Source organism: Synechococcus sp. UW140, from assembly GCF_900474295.1.
Taxonomy (GTDB): domain Bacteria; phylum Cyanobacteriota; class Cyanobacteriia; order PCC-6307; family Cyanobiaceae; genus Synechococcus_C.
The window spans coordinates 22613-38580 of the sequence record NZ_UCOB01000014.1 but is presented as its reverse complement, the minus strand read 5'-3'; the positions used below and the strand labels follow the sequence as shown (position 1 = coordinate 38580).

Sequence of the window (15968 nt, the reverse complement as noted above, 5' to 3'; positions counted from 1 at the left end):
AGCCAGAGATGGACGGGTGGTTCCGGAGGATGTTGTCGGTTGAGAAGGGGTCGAGTAAGACCAAAGAAGCTCTATCTGGAACGCATGCGTGGGTTGTTGATCGCCGCTGCGATTGCGCTGTCGGCGTTGTCGCCAGCGGCCATGGCCGAGCCGGCTGCTGAGCTTTTGGGCGCTTTGCCGAAAGCCGTGAAAACAGGACTTTCTCCCCTGTTCAGCGGCAATGCCATTGGTCAGGCCGGTTTGAATGGCCAGCTTCAGGGAACTCCCGACTCCGTCTTCTCGGTGGTCAAACAGGCATTGGTCAAAGCTGGTTACAGCGAACAACCGATTCGTACGACCAAAGCTGGTTGGGGTTTTTCCGCTACTTGGGCAGTCCCTGCCGGTATCAGCGTTGATGCCACGCCATCAGGGAAGACGGCTGTCCTTGTCACTCAGGCAACGGCTTTGGGTCCGGACCGGGTCAATCTCAACATTCGCTTCGAGGGGATTTGACCTGATAGAACTGGTCCTGGACGCATGAGACTCGTGCCTGTTCAGTCAGTGGTGTCGACGCCGATGGGCTCGTCGATCGAAGCCCTTGGTGATGGTCGCTATCGGGTCTGCGATGGCGACCATCGGTGTGCGGAGGTTGTTGGTCTGTGGTTGGCCGGTGAGATGGTTCGGGAGATGGAGCTTCACCACTGTGCTCCTGAATCCCTGCGAGGACAGCTTTAAGGCTCAGGATCAGGCAGGCTTTTGATCATTTCGGTCGCACGGGCCGGTTCAAAGCTGCGTTGGTGGATGATCCACTTGGTTGCTGCTTTCTGGGTCTGCCATGCCTGAAGCAGCTGCTTGGCCAGATGCCGCAGCTGGGCAGGGTCGCTGGTGGCGTCGAGAGCGCGATTGAAATGTTCCAGGTGGAAGAGCTGTTCTGTGCTCAGTTCGATTCCTGACGACATGAATCCCTCCAGAAGATGCAGTGAAGGTATCGGCCTGAATCCTTGGGGTTGTAGCGATCTCTACCGCTGAGGCGTTGTGTCAGTATTTCAAGTTGTAACTCTGTTCGCTGCTGCCCTGGGCCTCATTCAGATTGAAGCTAAGCATCCACTTCTTCATGCGGTTGACCTGGGCTCAGCACTTGCAGGCAGCGCGCACCCTTGAGGTGCATGGGGATGCAGACCTGGCTGGAAGCCTGTGTCTGATGGGAATGGCACTGCTGATGCTGGCTGAAGATCTGGTGGAACTGGAGAATCGCTTGCAGCAGCAGTTCTCCTGCTCCGACTGCTGATGGCTGATCAGGCTGGATCTGGTGTTCCATCGCCTGGCTCAGAGAGCTGGAGACGATGGGTCAAGTTCGCTTTGGCTGGTCTGCGCATTGCTGCCAGCACCATTGCTCTTGTCGAGTTGCTGCGCTCGGATTGGGCTGGAGGGGTGAGTGCCTCTCTGGCTTGGCTCTTGTTTGTGCAGGTTGAGCGTCGCTGGAGCCGTCAGTTGGCGGATGGGTCCTAACCGCTTCGGCCAGTTTTCTGCATGAAAAAGCCCCTTGCGGGGCCTGGTGCCTCTTTTCGCTTGGGCGATCAGATGCTGTAACGGATGCCGCGATAGCGCAGTTCCGTGGCCTTTTCGGGCTTGAGGGCGGTGTGATGGGCGTCGATGTATTCAACGCCGCGATAGGCCTTGGCCATCAGCCGCTGAGCTTCGCTCAGGGCAGCCTGCTTGCGCATCCGGTTGCGGGTGATTTCGAGGGTGTTCATGGTTGAACTCCACAGTGCCTACGCCCCCGTTGCTTGGCGTAGCTCGAACTGCAGCCCCAGATGGGGCTCAACGTGCTTTCACTATAGGGCATTTCTGTAGCTGTTGCTACCAAACTGTCATTTGGCTCCTGGCTGGGGGTGCGCCATCCTCTGAGGCAGCGCTGATCTGCCGATGTGTGGTCGTTTCTGCCTGGATTGCACAGCGGACCAACTGCCTCTTCCTTTGCAGGCCGCGTTGTCCGATGAGCATCGCCTTCACTATCGGCCTCGACCTCTAGTTCGGCCTTCTGAGCCTCTTTTGGCCCTGGTCCAGGAGGAGGGGGCGCGCAAGGAGGCCTTGATGCTTTGGGGTTTTCTGCCTGGCTGGGTCAAGGATCCCGGCCCAGGCCCGCGACCGATCAATGCCCGTTCGGAAACGGTTGCAGTGAAACCCAGTTTTCGTGGTGCCTGGCGCCACCGTCGCTGCCTGATCCCTGCCACCGCCTTTTTCGAAGGCCGGCATCGTTTTGGTCGTGATGACCGACGACCGTTCTGGATGGGTGGGATCTGGGAGCGCTGGCTGGGGGCTGATGGCAGTGAAGTGGAGACCTGTGCTGTGTTGACCACGTCAGCAAACTCGCTTGTCGCTCCTTGGCATCCACGGATGCCAGTGCTGATTCCTGATGGTCTTGAGGAGGCCTGGCTCGCTTCAGTGCATGGTGCCGAGCTTCAGGCGTTGGAGGGGCTTCTGCTGCCGTGGCTCAGCGACGGTTGGTGGCATGAAGGCCCCGCTCCCTCAGTGGCTCCCTCAGTGGTGCGCCAAGACTCGTTGTTTTAGTTGCAGCCGCGTTGCTGGCTTCTCTCTGTCACGTCGTGACTCAGACAGAGGAGCCTGCGCTGCCATCATCTTCCGCCGCAGAGGTGAGAAACCGAATTGGAACACTGAAGGTGACGATGGCGTGGGGATCGCCGCACAGGACAGCCACACAGGCCACCTCCCGGTCGCGATGGCTGCACCGACTCTGCATCACAAAGGCGGTGGAGTCTTCGACGCTCCACATTGGCTGGCCGCCGCTGCGACGTTCCTCGAGGTAGGTCTCCCAGAGTTCGGCAAAGGCCTCCGCCTGATCGCCATGGCTGAACTCCTGTCTTGCTTGCTCCAAGCCAACACGGCTGAAACGTTCGAAAAAACGCTTCATGAGAGGGTTGCCGATCGTGGACGAGCTGCGAAGCACGGAGTTGATCGTGCCGACGGAGGTCACGATCAGATTGGCTTTGTCATGACGGGCGTCGATCACGCCCACGGGAAGGTTGAGATCCCAGTCTCGATATGCACTCACCTGGCATGCGAGCTCAAATAGTCCTGCTGAACACTCTTTGACCAGAGCCTGGATGCGGCGCTTCTCCATCAGCGGCTCATGTGTCTGAACAGTGGTGGTGTCTTGGCCCTTGCTGGCAGGACTTGTGGAAGCCCATCGCTCAGCATCAAGCCACACCAGTCTGGTGGTTGATTGCGGATCGGTGGCGCTGGGCTCGAATCTGTTCAGGAACGACCCCTCAAGAACTGCCTCTCAGCGATGAAAAAGCCCCGACGCTCGGGCCAGGGCTGTGTTGCGGCCGGTGATTGTCCCCATCACCCGGCCTTGGCTTAGAGATAGTCGGGGTGGTTGCTCTGGCGCAAGTCCCAGATATGGCGTGGTTTGGCGCCGAAATCAGCAGTCGCCGCTGATTTTGTTTTGCGGTGACTTTGGCGCATGTGTGGCCACCAGATCTGGTGTGTGTGCGCCGGGGAAGTTTTTGCTTTGCCAAAAAAAAACTCCGCCGAGGGCGGAGTTGGGATTCAGATCAGAGAGACGGGCGTCTGTCCTTGTTTCGACTCCGTCTCTTGATCCTTCTCCTCACACAATGGAACAATCGCGCCTCAACTGGCACTGTGCCAGTTGAGGTAGGACGCTTCCTTGACTGGCCAGTCTCATCGCTGAAAGGGCGGCTGCGGGGTCAGTTGGTGGTTGCGATTGGCGTGCCTCAGCTCGTTCGCGTTCATTGTGGGCGAGATGCGATTGCAGTTGTGGTGCCAATGAGCAGCGTCAATGATCAACAGGATTCAACGTCAATGCGATCAAGATCGATTGTCTCTTTGGGGGCCTGTTCGGAGCTCTGTTTGGACGTGATGGAGAGGGGCCGATCAAAGCTTGTGTGTTGATTCTGAGTTCGTTCTAGGGTTGGTTCAACGGCTTCAAGTTGATGTCAACTCGAGCACCATTTCACGCTGGTCTGGCCTTGCGCGAAGGATGGCAGGGCTTTAGTCGCAACGCAGGAACCCTTGTCGGATTTACGGTTCTGGCAGCCCTTGTCTGGGCCTTGCTTAGTGCCCTTCAGGCTGGGCTCCTATCTGCCACGTCCGATCAGGAAGCCTCGGCCGGAGTTTTGCTGCTGCTGCTGGGCCTGCTCATTCTTCACGCCATTCTTGGGCTTGTGGTCTCGATCGCTTTGCTGGATGGCGGCCTTCGTTCCGTGCGGGGTGAGTCGGTGTCGCTGGGGGATCTGTTTGCCAAGGTGGGCGAAGTACCCAACCTGATTGGACTGCAGCTGTTTGCGGCATTGGCGGTGCTGTTGGGATTGATGGCTTTTTTCATCCCAGGTCTTTATCTGGCGGTGGCCTATGTGTTCTCGGGTGTGGCCCTGGTCGACGGGCCGCGCTCCTTCCCGGATGCGCTCAATCTCAGTCGACGCTTGGTCACGCCCCATTGGTTTGATGTGACCCTGTTTCTGCTCGTTGTGGCAGGGGTGATCGCTCTGGGCTATTTGGCTTGTCTGGTGGGTGGATTTGTGTCGGTTCCAGCTGGTTATTGCATGGTGGCGGCCGCCTATCAGCAATTGCTGAAGCAGTCCGGTGAGGCTGGGCAAGGCTGAGATCCGAAGCGCGATCTCAACTTGAAACTCAAGCCTTGATGACCGTCTCCGACTCGCAAACCTCCTCCGACTCGCAAACCTCAGGCCAGGCCTGGCCTGAGGTTTGCAATAGTGGCACGGTTGTAACACTATTGCGTTACGAATCCGTGTCGTAAGCGTCTCGTCCGCGCTCGCCAAGCGGTTCTCGGTCTTCTAGTATCCATTTTGGACTCGGTGCTAACCATCCCTGCTCTGAGGTTTGCGAGGTCGTTGACGGCTCTTTCGCTGCTGGCCTTTCTGGTCACTACCGCTTGCCGCTCTCCTCAGGGTCAGCAGAGTGGACCTGCTGATAGCCGGCCGGTGGTGCTGACCACGTTCACCGTTCTTGCCGACATGGCCCGCAATGTGGCCGGAGACCGACTGCAGGTGCATTCCATCACCAAGCAGGGTGCTGAAATTCATGGCTATGAACCCACTCCCAGTGATCTGGAGAAGGCAGCTTCAGCGCAGCTGATTCTCGAGAATGGTTTGGGTCTTGAACTTTGGGCCAAACGATTCACCGCCGCCGCTGGAGATGTTCCCACCGTCACGCTCACCCAGGGGATTGAGCCCTTGTTGATTGAAGGGGATGCCTATGCAGGTCGTCCCAATCCCCACGCCTGGATGTCTCCCCAACGGGCCCAGCAGTACGTGGATCGGATTGTTGCCGCCTTTTCCGGATTGGATCCCGCCGGGGAAGAGAGCTTCCGTCGCAATGGTGAGGTCTATAAGCAGCAGTTGCAACAGCTTGATCGCGAGCTGCGATCCTCCTTAGATGCACTGCCCGAGCGTCAACGTTTGCTGGTGACCTGTGAAGGCGCCTTTAGTTATCTGGCCAAAGACTATGGCCTGGAAGAGGCCTATCTCTGGCCCGTTAATGCCGAGACCCAGGCCACTCCCAAGCGCATGGCCAGGCTGATCGAAACGGTGCGGACGTCCGAGGTGCCTGCGGTGTTCTGTGAAAGCACTGTCAGCGACAAAGTTCAGCGGCAGGTTGCGTCCGCTGCCGGAGTCCGCTTCGGAGGCACCTTTTACGTCGACTCTCTTTCGGAACACAACGGACCGGCCCCCACGCTGCTGGAATTGCAGCGGCACAATGTGAGACTCATCCGCAAGGGTCTCAGTCCGCAGGGTCAGTAGCCATGACGATGCGAATCGAGGCCGACCACCTTTGCGTGAACTACAACGCCACGGTGGCGCTTCACGACGCGTCGCTGGTGCTGCCCGCCGGTTGCATCTGTGGCTTGGTGGGAATGAATGGTTCAGGTAAATCCACCTTGTTCAAGGCACTGACAGGATTCGTGCGCCCATCCCGTGGTCGAATTCGCATCAATGGCTTGACTGTGGCGGAGGCTCAGCGGGAGCAGGCCGTTGCCTACGTTCCTCAGAGCGAAGGCATCGATAACAACTTCCCGGTCTCGGTGTGGGACGTTGTGATGATGGGTCGCTATGGCGCCATGAATCTGCTGCGGATTCCAGCCCGTGCGGACCGCGTTGCCGTGCGGGAGGCCCTCTCCCAAGTGGACTTGCTCCCTCTCCGTGATCGTCCCATCGGGGCGTTGTCTGGTGGTCAGCGCAAGCGAGCGTTTCTTGCCCGTGCCATCGCTCAGGGGGCCTCGGTGCTCCTGCTTGATGAGCCCTTCAACGGCGTGGATGTGCGCACCGAGAAGTTGATGGCTGATCTTTTCCTGCAGTTTCGCAGTGAGGGGCGCACCATTCTGATCTCCACCCATGACCTCAGCCATGTGCGTGAGTTTTGTGATCTGGTGGTGTTGATCAACAAAACCGTTCTTGCCTACGGCGAGACTTCGGAGGTTTTTACCTCCGAAAATCTCTCACTCACCTTTGGTGGTGTTCCCCCTGATCTGCTCACCGGCAACAGCAAGGCTGACTCTGATAGTCGTCCTTAGATAGAACTGATGGCGTGGGGATGGGCTGCTCAGATATTGGCGGACTGAACTGAACGCTTCGTGAAAGGAAGGCTGATTGAAGGAAGGGATGGAAGAGAAAGCTTTATATCAAGCTCTTTTAAAATCGAGCGCATGACAAATACAAATGCGACGGTAGTTGTGGCTACTAAAGTTCCCGCAAAGAAGATCATTGATGCATAGGCGGACGGCTTAAATATAAAAGCACACAACTTCATGAAATTTCGTTAGGCGTCCAAAGTTAGGTCAAAGTACTCATTCAAGGTTGCTTGATGCGTGCTAGTGGCTTGTCTTTTTTCGCGTTGCGATGTTCTGCTGTTGTGCAGTTCGGAATGATGAGGCCCGTGGTGAGCGGAGCTCTTGCTCGTATTGCGTGATGACTCCTTTCTGAATCTCTTGGCTGCGGCTGCGTTGAGCAGCGTCGCCAGCGGCCCGATTTCAGGCCTGCAACAGAGCGCGGCTCGGTGGGCGTGGCCGACTGATTGGTTCGAGCTGTGGCGGGTTTGTCGCCCTGCCATTGCTTGTCGCTATTGCTTGACGGCATTGTTGCTTCGTCCTGAGAGACTTGCCAGGTGTCCTGGAGTGGTGGGTGCTGATCGATTGGGTGCTGGAGCCTCTCCGCCATGAATTCATGGTGCGTGCCCTGTGCATCAGTGCCTTGGTTGGCTCGGTGTGCGGCTTGCTCTCCTGCTACATGACCCTGAAGGGGTGGGCCCTCATGGGTGATGCCGTCTCCCATGCGGTGCTTCCTGGGGTGGTGCTGGCCTATGCCCTTGGGCTTCCCTTCTCCCTAGGGGCGTTTGTGTTCGGGGTGGGCTCTGTGGCCACAATCGGCTTTGTCCAACAGAAATCGCGCATCAAGGAAGACACCGTGATCGGCCTTGTCTTTACCGGTTTCTTCGCGCTCGGACTCGTCTTGGTGTCAAACGTGCGGAGCAATATCGACCTCTTCCACATCCTGTTCGGCAACGTGCTGGGTATTTCCAATGCCGACATTCAGCAGACCCTGCTGATTTCGATGGTGGTGTTTGCGGTGTTGCTGCTGTTCCGTCGAGATCTGCTGATGTTTTGTTTTGATCCCACCCATGCGCGCTCCATTGGGATCAATACCGGCTTGCTTCACTACCTGTTGTTGTCCATTCTGTCTCTGGCGGCGGTCGCAGGTCTGCAAACAGTCGGGATCATCCTTGTGGTGGCCATGCTCGTAACACCAGGCGCCACCGCCTATCTGCTCACTGATCGCTTCGATCGCATGACGCTTTTGGCCGTTGCCAGCAGTGTGATTTCCAGTGTTGTGGGAGTGTTCGTTAGCTATTGGAGCGATCGTTCTCCAGCGGGATGCATCGTGCTGGTTCAGACCGGTTTGTTTGTGCTGGCTTTTCTGTTCGCACCGCATCACGGCATTCTTCGCCGTCAGCCCTCTTTGCCAGGTTGAGGCTGCGCCATTAGAATGTGGATATCGGTGGCCTCTGGGCCCTGGCAGTCAGCATGACCGCCGCTATCACCTTCTATCAACGTGGATCGATCTGTGCCTGTTTTCCTCAATCGAACCACCTGGAAGCATTTGGGCTGTGTTGCGGCCTTAACAGCACTGTCCGCTCTCGGTGGTGGGGCATTCGCCCATCACGTTTCCGGTGACGACCACAGTGGTGTGGAGCTTTCCATGGATCCCCAGGCTGAGGTGAGCCCCTCTGCCACCGGTATCAAGGCCATGTATCCCACCCGTGAAGAAGCGGAGGCCGCGGCTGTTCACTTCGGCTGCAAAGGTGCGCATCAGATGGGTGATCAGTGGATGCCTTGTTCGGCCCACAATCATGGGAGCCACACCAGTCACTGATCTGATCCGAAGCAGGGTCCTCTTGGCTGATGCAAGGGGGATATGACGATCTGCACGCCAGGCTGACTCCAATCGCCGATGACGATGAGAATGGATCGTGTGATTAAAAGTTGCCGATGCGAGCTCTTTTGTCTGTCGTCGCTGCTCTTTTCGTTTTGATCTGGGCACCCACGTATGCCTTCGCTGGTGATGCTGCGAGTGGGGCCAGAGTGTTTTCAGCCAATTGCGCCGCTTGTCACGCTGGCGGCGGCAACATTATTAATGCTGAGCACACCCTGAAGCAGGAAGACCTCAAGTCGTATCTCGCTCAATACAACAACGGCCATGAGAGCGCCATTGTGGCTCAGGTCACCTACGGCCTGAACGAAATGCCTGCCTTCATCGACACCCTCACCGAGAACCAGATCTCGGATGTGGCGGCTTACGTAGAAGATCAGGCCAGCAACGGCTGGAGCTGACGGCTTGCCTTCAGAGCCATTGGGATCAAGCCAATGCCGATGATGGAGTGCTGGTCAAGTCCAGTTCAGCTCGATGTTCAGCGCTCCCTCCAGATTGCGTTTGACCGGACAGTCTTCGGCCATGCGCATCATCAATCGACGTTGATCCGGGGAACAATGCTGGGGTAGGTGCACGTCGACCTTGAGGCATGCAATCTTGCGCGGCCCCTCTGAGGTCATCATTTTGGTCACCCTGGCGCTAGCTCCCTCCACATTCCATTGACGACGTTTCGCGGTGATGCCGATCACCGTGAGCACGCAAGTTCCCAAGGCTGTGGCCAACAAGTCCGTGGGAGAAAACGTTTGCCCCAGGCCGTCGTGATCCTTTGGTGCATCGGTCTGCAGCTGCTGGCCTGATGGGCCGTGTCGGGCATCGCAATGCAGATTGCCGGTATAGCGGCATTCGATTGTGGTCATGCGCCTTGGCTTTGAGGGGCTCTCTTCAGTGTCGTTGGCCCCTCGCCAGCCAGCTTCGATTGCGTCCAGGTTTGACCTTGGTTTTAGTTCGAGCAAGCATCGAGGCCACCTAGCCTGGCTGCTGCTCCCAGCAGTCTTCTCGTGCTCGCATGAACATTGTTCTGCTGCATCAGCGAGACCATTGGCTCGACGCCGAGCGGGTGCTGATTTCTGATCATCGCGCTGCCCATCTGATTGGTGTGCTCAGGGCCAGCGTTGGTGATGCCTTCAGGGTTGGCATTCTAGATGGGCGGGTCGGCGAGGCTGTGGTTCAGTCCATTGAGCAGAACGCCGTGATCTTGACGGTGCAGCTCGAAGGGTTACCCCCGCCACGTCATTGTTTCGACATTGTTCTGGCGTTGCCCAGGCCGAAGATGTTGCGACGAATCCTTCGCACGGTTGCCGAGTTTGGGGTGGAGAACCTGCATCTGATCAACAGCGCCAGGGTGGATAAGAGTTACTGGCAAAGCCCACTGTTGAGGCCTAAAAAAATCGAACAGGCGTTGCTGTCTGGCTTGGAACGCGCACGTGACACCCAGCCCCCTCGGGTGCATTTGCATCAGCGTTTCCGCCCCTTTGTGGAAGATGAACTGGTGGATCTGTGTGCAGGCCGCCCCTGTTGGATCGCTGAGATGGGGGCTCCAATCTCTCTGGCAGATCACTTGGCTCAACCGGCGGTTGTGATGATCGGCCCCGAAGGTGGATTTGTGCCTTTTGAGCTTGACCTCGCCCAATCGGTGGTGGCCAAGCCAGTTCACCTTGGTGTTCGCACCTTCAGTGTGGATACTGCGCTCACCACGGTGCTTGCCCAGGTGCTTCCTGGTCGCGTTTGTGGCTGCCGCTAAGCGATGATTAACCCATGCTTGAAACGAAGAACCTCGCAGCCCTGGAGGCCCTCGTTGCCGATTTGGGCGTTGGCAATGTGATTGATGCCGAGCTCCTGGAGGGGTGTTCGGTCGCGTCACACGAGCTTGACGAGATGGATGAGCAGCAGGCGGCGGTTGTTGCCGGCCATTGTTTTCAACAGCTGTTTGATCACACCGTGGAGCAACAGCAGGGGCTTGATTGCGACCCTGACCAGGGTGTATGGAGTGGCAGTCTCGATGGTTTCGGCTTTGTGATCAGCCGGGATGACCACGGTGATCTCATTCTGGATTTTTCGGTAAAACCTGATGACGTTGGATGACCTCAAAGCCGATCTATCCGAACGGTTAGGGCATCGGGTGACTGACCTGTTCACCCGAGAGGGTGAGCCTGCTAACGCCATCACCGATCTCTATTGCGCCTCTCCTGCTGGTTTCGGCGGCAAGCTTTCCACCCGCAGGGGCAAACAATTTGTGTGGGAGCTTTGGCTTGAGGATGAGGAACACTGGAATTTCCAGGCGAAACCTCTTTTGGATTGATGTCCTGATTGGTGCAAATCAGAAGAGGGAGGTGGGATCCGGCTCGTCAACTTCACGTGGATCAAGTCTGGGCCACTTGCAGAATCCCAGTGTACTGCAATGGTGCACTGGCGCCTGATGACTTGGTCTTGAGTTGTGTTGGCATCCCTGCCTAATCACTTCGTGTTGACTGTATTTAGTCTCAATCTATTGAACTAGGAGTTTTCGCGGTTGGCTTCGAAATCTCCATTGGAACAGTGATCAATCGTTGATCGACATCACAGACGCAATGCCGATACCCCTGTTTGGTGTGCTCCTGCGGATTTGTTGCTGCCTATCAGCATGATTGCCATGCGCTTGAGGCATCTTGTTCGACCTATCGATGCTTGCTGGGCAGCATCACTTGCTTTGCATTAGCAATGGTGGCTTTAGAGCGTTTCTGGGCGAAGCCTGCTTTGTCGGTACGAGATCAGGAACTTTTCCTGTTCTGCACTTCTGTGCTTGACGGCTGTGATCAGGTCTTCGCCTGTATTCCAGACCCAGACCTGATCGCTTTGGTCTTGGTCTTCTGAACTGGTGCTGAGCGGTTGGCCATGCCTTGCGCGAAGACCAGCCAACACTTCGCTCATGTCATCAATGGCGAACTCGTAGGCCAGGGACTGCAGGCCATGGGTCTCGTCGAGGTCAAACGTGACGCTGGAGACGGGAAGACGATCAAGCAGCACATTGCTGGCAACAAAGCGATGGGTCTGCTCGTCATCGACTGGTTGGCTAGGGCCGAGGTGGTCACGTACTTGTTCCAAGGGCATGCCCCAGGAAAGGCCCTCCACGCATGCCTCAACCCTTTGAGCTGGCCAGCAGATCAGGGCAAAGGCAAAAATCCCGATCAGAACTGCATGGAGCCACTTCACGGTTGGTGCAGTTCATTGACCCCTCAGTCTGGTGCAGGCTTGCTCTTTTGACACAAAAGGAAAGTAAAGAATGCGAGTGGTGGTTGTGCTTTTTGGGACATTGGCGATTAAAGAAGGTAGGTCTTCCTACCTAGATGATGAGACACCTGTTCTCGATCGCCCTTGCTGCTCTGATCGCTCTTGTGGCGCCTTCTTTTGCAATGGCTGCCGATGCTGCTCATGGACAGCAGATCTTCTCGGCTAACTGCGCTGCTTGCCACATTGGTGGAGGCAACGTCGTTAACGGCCAGCGCACCCTTCAGCAAGACGACCTCAAGTCTTATCTCACCAGCTACAACGAGGGCCACGAAGAAGCCATCGCTTATCAGGTGACCAACGGCAAGAACGGTATGCCTGCTTTTGGCGGCAAGCTGAGTGCTGACGATATTGCTGATGTTGCAGCTTATGTTGAGTCACAGTCCTCCAAGGGTTGGGCTTGATTCTTGATTGATCTGCGTCGCCCTTGGCGATGATCGATCCTTCTCAGCATGATGCCCCTGATCGTTGGTCAGGGGCTTTTTGATGTCTCATCGCCCTTGGTTTTAAAGGCCCATGAGCTGAACACCAGTACCCCATCGCCACGATGCCAATGGCCACGAACCCTCGGCCTGCAAGATCCCTCTGGATGCCATGCCAATCGCGATCAATTGGGGAATGCCATCACAGACTTGTGCGTTATCTTGAGATTGATGGATTGATTGATGGATTGATTTAGGTTTCAGTTTGATCAGTTAATCAATATCAAAATACCAGCTGTGTGTCAGTGGTTCAGCTCAGTTTTGTTCTGATTCGTCGATCAGTTTGGATGGCACATTTCTAGGCTAATCAATATCATTCTGAGTTTGCTCTTAAGGTATTTGGCTGCCTTGGCTTAAGGATCACCAACTCACTCTGGCAGTCCATCTTGAATCTTTGATCACTTGTCTGGCAGCGGTGAATGGTCACAAGCAGGGCTGGTGTGCCTTGGTTAGGAAAAGGCCGTGATTTGATAAGTTGATCACCTGGTTTCAGTTGGGATCAGCCACTGAAGGAAACGGGGAAAGAACGGTGCGAATCCGTCGCTGTCCCGCAGCTGTGATGCACCTCTTCCTTGATGGTGCCAGTCAGAACGCCCGCCAGGTTTCCACTCGACGAGGATCGATTATGACGTCATCACGACCCTTGCTGGCCGTGCAGAAGGCTGGGCTCTTGTCGGCACCCCTGGTTGTGGCGGCTTCCATTGCCGTTCCTGCCTATGCCCACCATCCCTTTGGGATGGGCGAAAGCACCGGCCTGACGGCATGGCAAGGACTGCTGAGCGGTATCGGACATCCACTGCTGGGCCCAGACCATCTTTTGTTCCTGGTCGCGATCGCCTTCATTGGCCTGCGTCGTCCGCTCAACTGGGTGCTCCCTTTGCTGTCTGTGGGCTTGGCCGGTAGTGCCCTCTCCCAGTTCATTCCCCTGCCCGATGCCATCGCCCCTTGGGCGGAAGCTCTCGTTTCACTCTCGCTGGTGGTCGAGGGGCTGATGGCCCTGGCGCTGGTACCGGTGCAGTGGCTGCTTCCTTTGATTGGCCTGCATGGTTTCCTTCTGGGAAACACCATTGTTGGTGCCGAACCCACACCCCTTGCTACTTATTTCTTGGGCCTCCTGATTGGCCAGGGTGCATTGCTGCTGCTTGTCACAACGGCGTCCAAAGGTGTGATCAACTGGTTGGGTGAACAGGGCCAGCGCGTGGGTGCTGGAATTTGGATTGGGATTGGCCTCGCTTTTGCTTGGGTCGCCCTCGTTGATTGAGAAACCCTTGCCGGTTGATGCTGATTGAAAAGACTCGTTAAAAGTTTCTTTTGTGGCGGAATTCAATTCCGCCTTTTTTATTGGTGTGAATTCAAATAAATTGGGCTTTGTAGTGCCTTTTGTTGCGCAATCGCTTCAATAGTTTTAGGGGTTTCTGCTGCCGCTACGTTGAGCGTCAATACCAACACTGGCCTTAGAATTGCTCGCTAGTAGCCTCAAGAATGGAGGAGCGCCACACGATGGCAACTCTGCCTTGGATTGGTGGTATTAGTTCCAGGAAACGAACAAATCAGTGTGGCGCCAGCCCTTTTCTCGTTGTCTCCTCCTTACGGTCAGACCACCCCAACAGCTGAAAGGTTCAACCAGCTGCTCGGTTGTCTGTCATCGAGCGTCTGGTTCTGATTGTTGGGAAGGGATACTTACAGCTGGTTGCCATTCATGCCTTGCCTCAGGCTGAAGGTGCTTCCCATTCTGCCTGTGGACTGTTTCTTTATTCCTTGGACAGTTCACTCTGATGCGATGGTGTCGCTTCTTCTGCTCTGTTCATTGCCGATAAGGTTCGACCGCGCTTCCAAGATCAGATCACTTGCTCTAATTATGTTTTCCCCCTGTTTCCATCTTGGTGTGGAGTTCCGTCAGATTGATTGGAGGCTTCGCTTGAAGATCTTTTTGGTCAACTGTTCACCCTGCACTTTCCTTGGTGAGGAGTTGCATATTTTTACTGTTCCGATGCCTGCTGCTTGCTATAGACAAGTCGATGCATCTTTTGATTATGTTTCGATCCTTTGCTCTTGCTGGTTCGCTTTCTGCAGCTGTTTGTTGTATCGCTCCATTGGCGGCTGAGGCCAAGCCTGCCGTGATGAATGAAACCATTCAGATCAGTGAGGTTCAGGCAGCGCAACAAGGTTGGTGTGATGCTCTTCTTGCCATCAGCAAGGCCCATACTGAGGGGGGGATCGAAAAATCGAAGCCTTTAGCTGGTGAGGTGATTGATGCGGCCTATGGCTACCAGTTTGGACCTGTGTCCTTCAAGCCTACTTGGACGAAAGGTGACACCACCTTCCGCGAAACACGTTCGGGGGCATTGTCTTATTTCGTCGGTGACGATAGTGCTTTCGCTGACCCTGGCTTTGCAATCGGATTCCCGAATAGCCAACGCAGCCCTTGGGTGGAGTGCACGCCAGAGATTGTTGTGATTCAATCCTTCGGCAATACGGCCAATGCGATGGGGTGGGTCCATTTTGTGGCTGCTGATGGGTCGAAGAGCATGGTCGACAAAACATTTGGTTATGTGCGTGATGATGATGGATCGCTCCGCATCATTCTCCACCACTCTTCCCTGCCCTTCTCAGGCTTTTGATTATTGTTTTATTTGATGCTGATTATTTGCAGAGAACTTGGCGGTGATTGCCGTTACTGGTTCTCAAGTTGATGCGTGTTCAAATCACGACAAGTTCAAGCCTATAGGGGGCTTGTCGTGATTTTTCTTTCAATCTTAAACTCTTGTTATCGTCGAATTTTAGTAAGAATGGTTGACTGTTTTGGGGCTGCTTGATTAAGTTCTGATGTCAGTATGTTTGATCTAAGGTGGGCACTGTTTTATGGCTTTGCTGTGTTGCCCACAGCTCCCTGTAGACCACGCAATGCCCTGAAGCCTGGTGCTTTAGTCCTAAACCCAAAAGGCCAATTTTGTTGATGCGCTGACGCCTTGCCGCCAATAGCGAGTAAAACTCTGCTGTTTTGGCGGTTACATCCTCACCGGTGTCAGCTTGACCCCATGAGTATGACCCTGGAATTGATTGTGGCCCGTGGCACTGCACGGGGTTTGCTCAATGGCACCGCCACCGCCGATTACGCCGATTTACTTCTTCTCAGCCAACTGCTGAGCCAAGAGGGCGATCACAGTATGGCTTCTGCCCTTCTGATGCTGGCCAAAACCATGCATCCGAACGCAGAAGAGAGTGTCTTGCCCGATGCGAAGGGGTAGTGGGTTGTTGCGTTGCCTGTTCATCTGCTGGGCACTGCCACAGCGGTATCGATGCTGTGGCAGGCTTCTCAGGAACTCAAACGGGCCAGTTTTTTGACGATTTTCATCGGGAACCTCTCTTGGGATGCTGAACGGGAAGACCTTGAGGATCTCTTCTCCCAGTACGGCGAGGTGACCAAGTGCTCATTACCCCTGGATCGCGAGACAGGCCGTAAGCGTGGTTTCGGTTTCGTGGACATGCGTAATGAGGCCGACGAACAGGCCGCCATCAACGATCTGCAAGACGTTGAGTGGATGGGCCGCCAGATCGGTGTGCGCAAGGCCGAACCCCGCCGTTGACTTGATTGACAGTCTCAACCAGGCCCTCGGCCGGTTGAGAGGCCCATCCCCCTTCAAGGATCGACTGGGGACCTTTGGGCATCGCGTGCGCAGCTTGCGTGCACCATGTCTAGTGCGCCGGATCTGATGCTCGCCTAGATGGTGTCTCGATGTGCTGCGAGCAGCTTCAG

General features: G+C 55.8%; 24 protein-coding genes and 1 riboswitch. Of the genes, 19 read left to right on the top strand and 5 right to left on the bottom strand.

The window, feature by feature from the left end; genetic code table 11:
* The first annotated feature begins 84 nt into the window (after positions 1-84).
* Positions 85-492, top strand: coding sequence for a hypothetical protein (locus DXY10_RS05025; protein ID WP_244281943.1), 408 nt, complete (start codon positions 85-87; stop codon positions 490-492).
* Between the two features lie 24 nt (positions 493-516).
* Positions 517-714, top strand: a complete 198-nt coding sequence (locus DXY10_RS05020) for a hypothetical protein (protein ID WP_170955706.1) — start codon at positions 517-519, stop codon at positions 712-714.
* Here DXY10_RS05020 and DXY10_RS05015 read toward each other — a convergent pair.
* Positions 711-938, bottom strand: coding sequence for a hypothetical protein (locus tag DXY10_RS05015; RefSeq protein WP_115016794.1), 228 nt, complete (start codon positions 936-938; stop codon positions 711-713). The two genes, DXY10_RS05020 and DXY10_RS05015, sit on opposite strands and share 4 nt — an antisense overlap.
* Before the next feature lie 155 nt (positions 939-1093).
* On the opposite strand from DXY10_RS05015, the gene DXY10_RS14475 reads away from it, so the two are divergent.
* Together DXY10_RS14475 and DXY10_RS05010 are read left to right on the top strand one after the other, a co-directional pair.
* Entirely contained in the window at positions 1094-1267 is a 174-nt protein-coding gene (locus DXY10_RS14475; protein WP_170955705.1) for a hypothetical protein, read from the top strand.
* The gene (locus tag DXY10_RS05010; RefSeq protein ID WP_115016792.1) at positions 1267-1488 is read left to right on the top strand and encodes a hypothetical protein; all 222 of its coding nucleotides are present in this window, start codon (positions 1267-1269) and stop codon (positions 1486-1488) included. Before DXY10_RS14475 ends, DXY10_RS05010 begins: the two co-directional genes overlap by 1 nt.
* Before the next feature lie 68 nt (positions 1489-1556).
* Here DXY10_RS05010 and DXY10_RS14470 read toward each other — a convergent pair whose 3' ends face one another.
* Positions 1557-1733 (bottom strand): hypothetical protein, encoded by a 177-nt coding sequence (locus tag DXY10_RS14470; RefSeq protein WP_170953906.1) that lies wholly within the window; start codon positions 1731-1733, stop codon positions 1557-1559.
* A gap of 172 nt (positions 1734-1905) precedes the next feature.
* On the opposite strand from DXY10_RS14470, the gene DXY10_RS05005 reads away from it, so the two are divergent.
* Positions 1906-2550 carry an SOS response-associated peptidase gene (locus tag DXY10_RS05005; RefSeq protein WP_115016790.1) on the top strand — a complete coding sequence of 215 codons (645 nt, stop codon included), beginning with the start codon at positions 1906-1908 and terminating at the stop codon, positions 2548-2550.
* A 40-nt stretch (positions 2551-2590) separates the two neighbouring features.
* On the opposite strand, the gene DXY10_RS05000 is transcribed toward DXY10_RS05005, so the two are convergent.
* Positions 2591-3121: a hypothetical protein gene (locus tag DXY10_RS05000; protein WP_115017348.1), complete on the bottom strand. Its 531-nt coding sequence runs from the start codon at positions 3119-3121 to the stop codon at positions 2591-2593.
* 835 nt (positions 3122-3956) lie between these two features.
* On the opposite strand from DXY10_RS05000, the gene DXY10_RS04990 reads away from it, so the two are divergent.
* The 6 genes from DXY10_RS04990 (at position 3957) to DXY10_RS04965 (ending at position 8866) form a co-directional block, all read left to right on the top strand.
* Positions 3957-4625 (top strand): hypothetical protein, encoded by a 669-nt coding sequence (locus DXY10_RS04990; protein ID WP_115016786.1) that lies wholly within the window; start codon positions 3957-3959, stop codon positions 4623-4625.
* A 249-nt stretch (positions 4626-4874) separates the two neighbouring features.
* Positions 4875-5783, top strand: coding sequence for a metal ABC transporter substrate-binding protein (locus DXY10_RS04985; RefSeq protein WP_305791062.1), 909 nt, complete (start codon positions 4875-4877; stop codon positions 5781-5783).
* An 8-nt stretch (positions 5784-5791) separates the two neighbouring features.
* Entirely contained in the window at positions 5792-6553 is a 762-nt protein-coding gene (locus tag DXY10_RS04980; protein WP_115017342.1) for a metal ABC transporter ATP-binding protein, read from the top strand.
* 613 nt (positions 6554-7166) lie between these two features.
* On the top strand, positions 7167-8006 hold the full coding sequence (locus DXY10_RS04975; protein ID WP_115017339.1) for a metal ABC transporter permease: 840 nt from the start codon (positions 7167-7169) through the stop codon (positions 8004-8006).
* Between the two features lie 81 nt (positions 8007-8087).
* Positions 8088-8408 carry a DUF3721 domain-containing protein gene (locus DXY10_RS14845; protein ID WP_244281942.1) on the top strand — a complete coding sequence of 107 codons (321 nt, stop codon included), beginning with the start codon at positions 8088-8090 and terminating at the stop codon, positions 8406-8408.
* A gap of 116 nt (positions 8409-8524) precedes the next feature.
* Positions 8525-8866: a c-type cytochrome gene (locus DXY10_RS04965; RefSeq protein WP_115016784.1), complete on the top strand. Its 342-nt coding sequence runs from the start codon at positions 8525-8527 to the stop codon at positions 8864-8866.
* Positions 8867-8920: 54 nt separating this feature from the next.
* Here DXY10_RS04965 and DXY10_RS04960 read toward each other — a convergent pair whose 3' ends face one another.
* On the bottom strand, positions 8921-9322 hold the full coding sequence (locus DXY10_RS04960; protein ID WP_115016782.1) for an OsmC family protein: 402 nt from the start codon (positions 9320-9322) through the stop codon (positions 8921-8923).
* A gap of 149 nt (positions 9323-9471) precedes the next feature.
* Here DXY10_RS04960 and DXY10_RS04955 point away from each other — a divergent pair, with 149 nt between their 5' ends.
* Genes DXY10_RS04955 through DXY10_RS04945 form a run of 3 tightly spaced genes read left to right on the top strand, consistent with a single transcriptional unit; the run spans position 9472 to position 10764 of the window.
* Positions 9472-10206 carry a 16S rRNA (uracil(1498)-N(3))-methyltransferase gene (locus DXY10_RS04955; protein ID WP_115016780.1) on the top strand — a complete coding sequence of 245 codons (735 nt, stop codon included), beginning with the start codon at positions 9472-9474 and terminating at the stop codon, positions 10204-10206.
* A gap of 14 nt (positions 10207-10220) precedes the next feature.
* Positions 10221-10547: a hypothetical protein gene (locus tag DXY10_RS04950; RefSeq protein WP_115016778.1), complete on the top strand. Its 327-nt coding sequence runs from the start codon at positions 10221-10223 to the stop codon at positions 10545-10547.
* Complete coding sequence (locus tag DXY10_RS04945; protein WP_115016776.1) at positions 10534-10764, top strand: hypothetical protein; 231 nt, start codon at positions 10534-10536, stop codon at positions 10762-10764. Before DXY10_RS04950 ends, DXY10_RS04945 begins: the two co-directional genes overlap by 14 nt.
* Positions 10765-11171: 407 nt before the next feature.
* Here DXY10_RS04945 and DXY10_RS04940 read toward each other — a convergent pair whose 3' ends face one another.
* A complete protein-coding gene (locus tag DXY10_RS04940; RefSeq protein ID WP_244281941.1) occupies positions 11172-11573 on the bottom strand; it encodes a hypothetical protein in 402 nt (133 codons plus the stop codon).
* A 218-nt stretch (positions 11574-11791) separates the two neighbouring features.
* Here DXY10_RS04940 and DXY10_RS04935 point away from each other — a divergent pair, with 218 nt between their 5' ends.
* The 5 genes from DXY10_RS04935 (at position 11792) to DXY10_RS04910 (ending at position 15798) form a co-directional block, all read left to right on the top strand.
* On the top strand, positions 11792-12133 hold the full coding sequence (locus DXY10_RS04935; RefSeq protein ID WP_115017334.1) for a c-type cytochrome: 342 nt from the start codon (positions 11792-11794) through the stop codon (positions 12131-12133).
* A gap of 545 nt (positions 12134-12678) precedes the next feature.
* A riboswitch (cobalamin riboswitch) is annotated at positions 12679-12828 on the top strand.
* A gap of 8 nt (positions 12829-12836) precedes the next feature.
* Positions 12837-13472, top strand: a complete 636-nt coding sequence (locus DXY10_RS04925; RefSeq protein ID WP_115016770.1) for a HupE/UreJ family protein — start codon at positions 12837-12839, stop codon at positions 13470-13472.
* An 859-nt stretch (positions 13473-14331) separates the two neighbouring features.
* Positions 14332-14832, top strand: coding sequence for a hypothetical protein (locus tag DXY10_RS04920; protein ID WP_244281940.1), 501 nt, complete (start codon positions 14332-14334; stop codon positions 14830-14832).
* Positions 14833-15249: 417 nt separating this feature from the next.
* On the top strand, positions 15250-15459 hold the full coding sequence (locus tag DXY10_RS04915) for a hypothetical protein (RefSeq protein WP_115016768.1): 210 nt from the start codon (positions 15250-15252) through the stop codon (positions 15457-15459).
* 93 nt (positions 15460-15552) lie between these two features.
* Positions 15553-15798: an RNA-binding protein gene (locus DXY10_RS04910; protein WP_115017323.1), complete on the top strand. Its 246-nt coding sequence runs from the start codon at positions 15553-15555 to the stop codon at positions 15796-15798.
* The last annotated feature ends 170 nt before the right edge of the window (positions 15799-15968 follow it).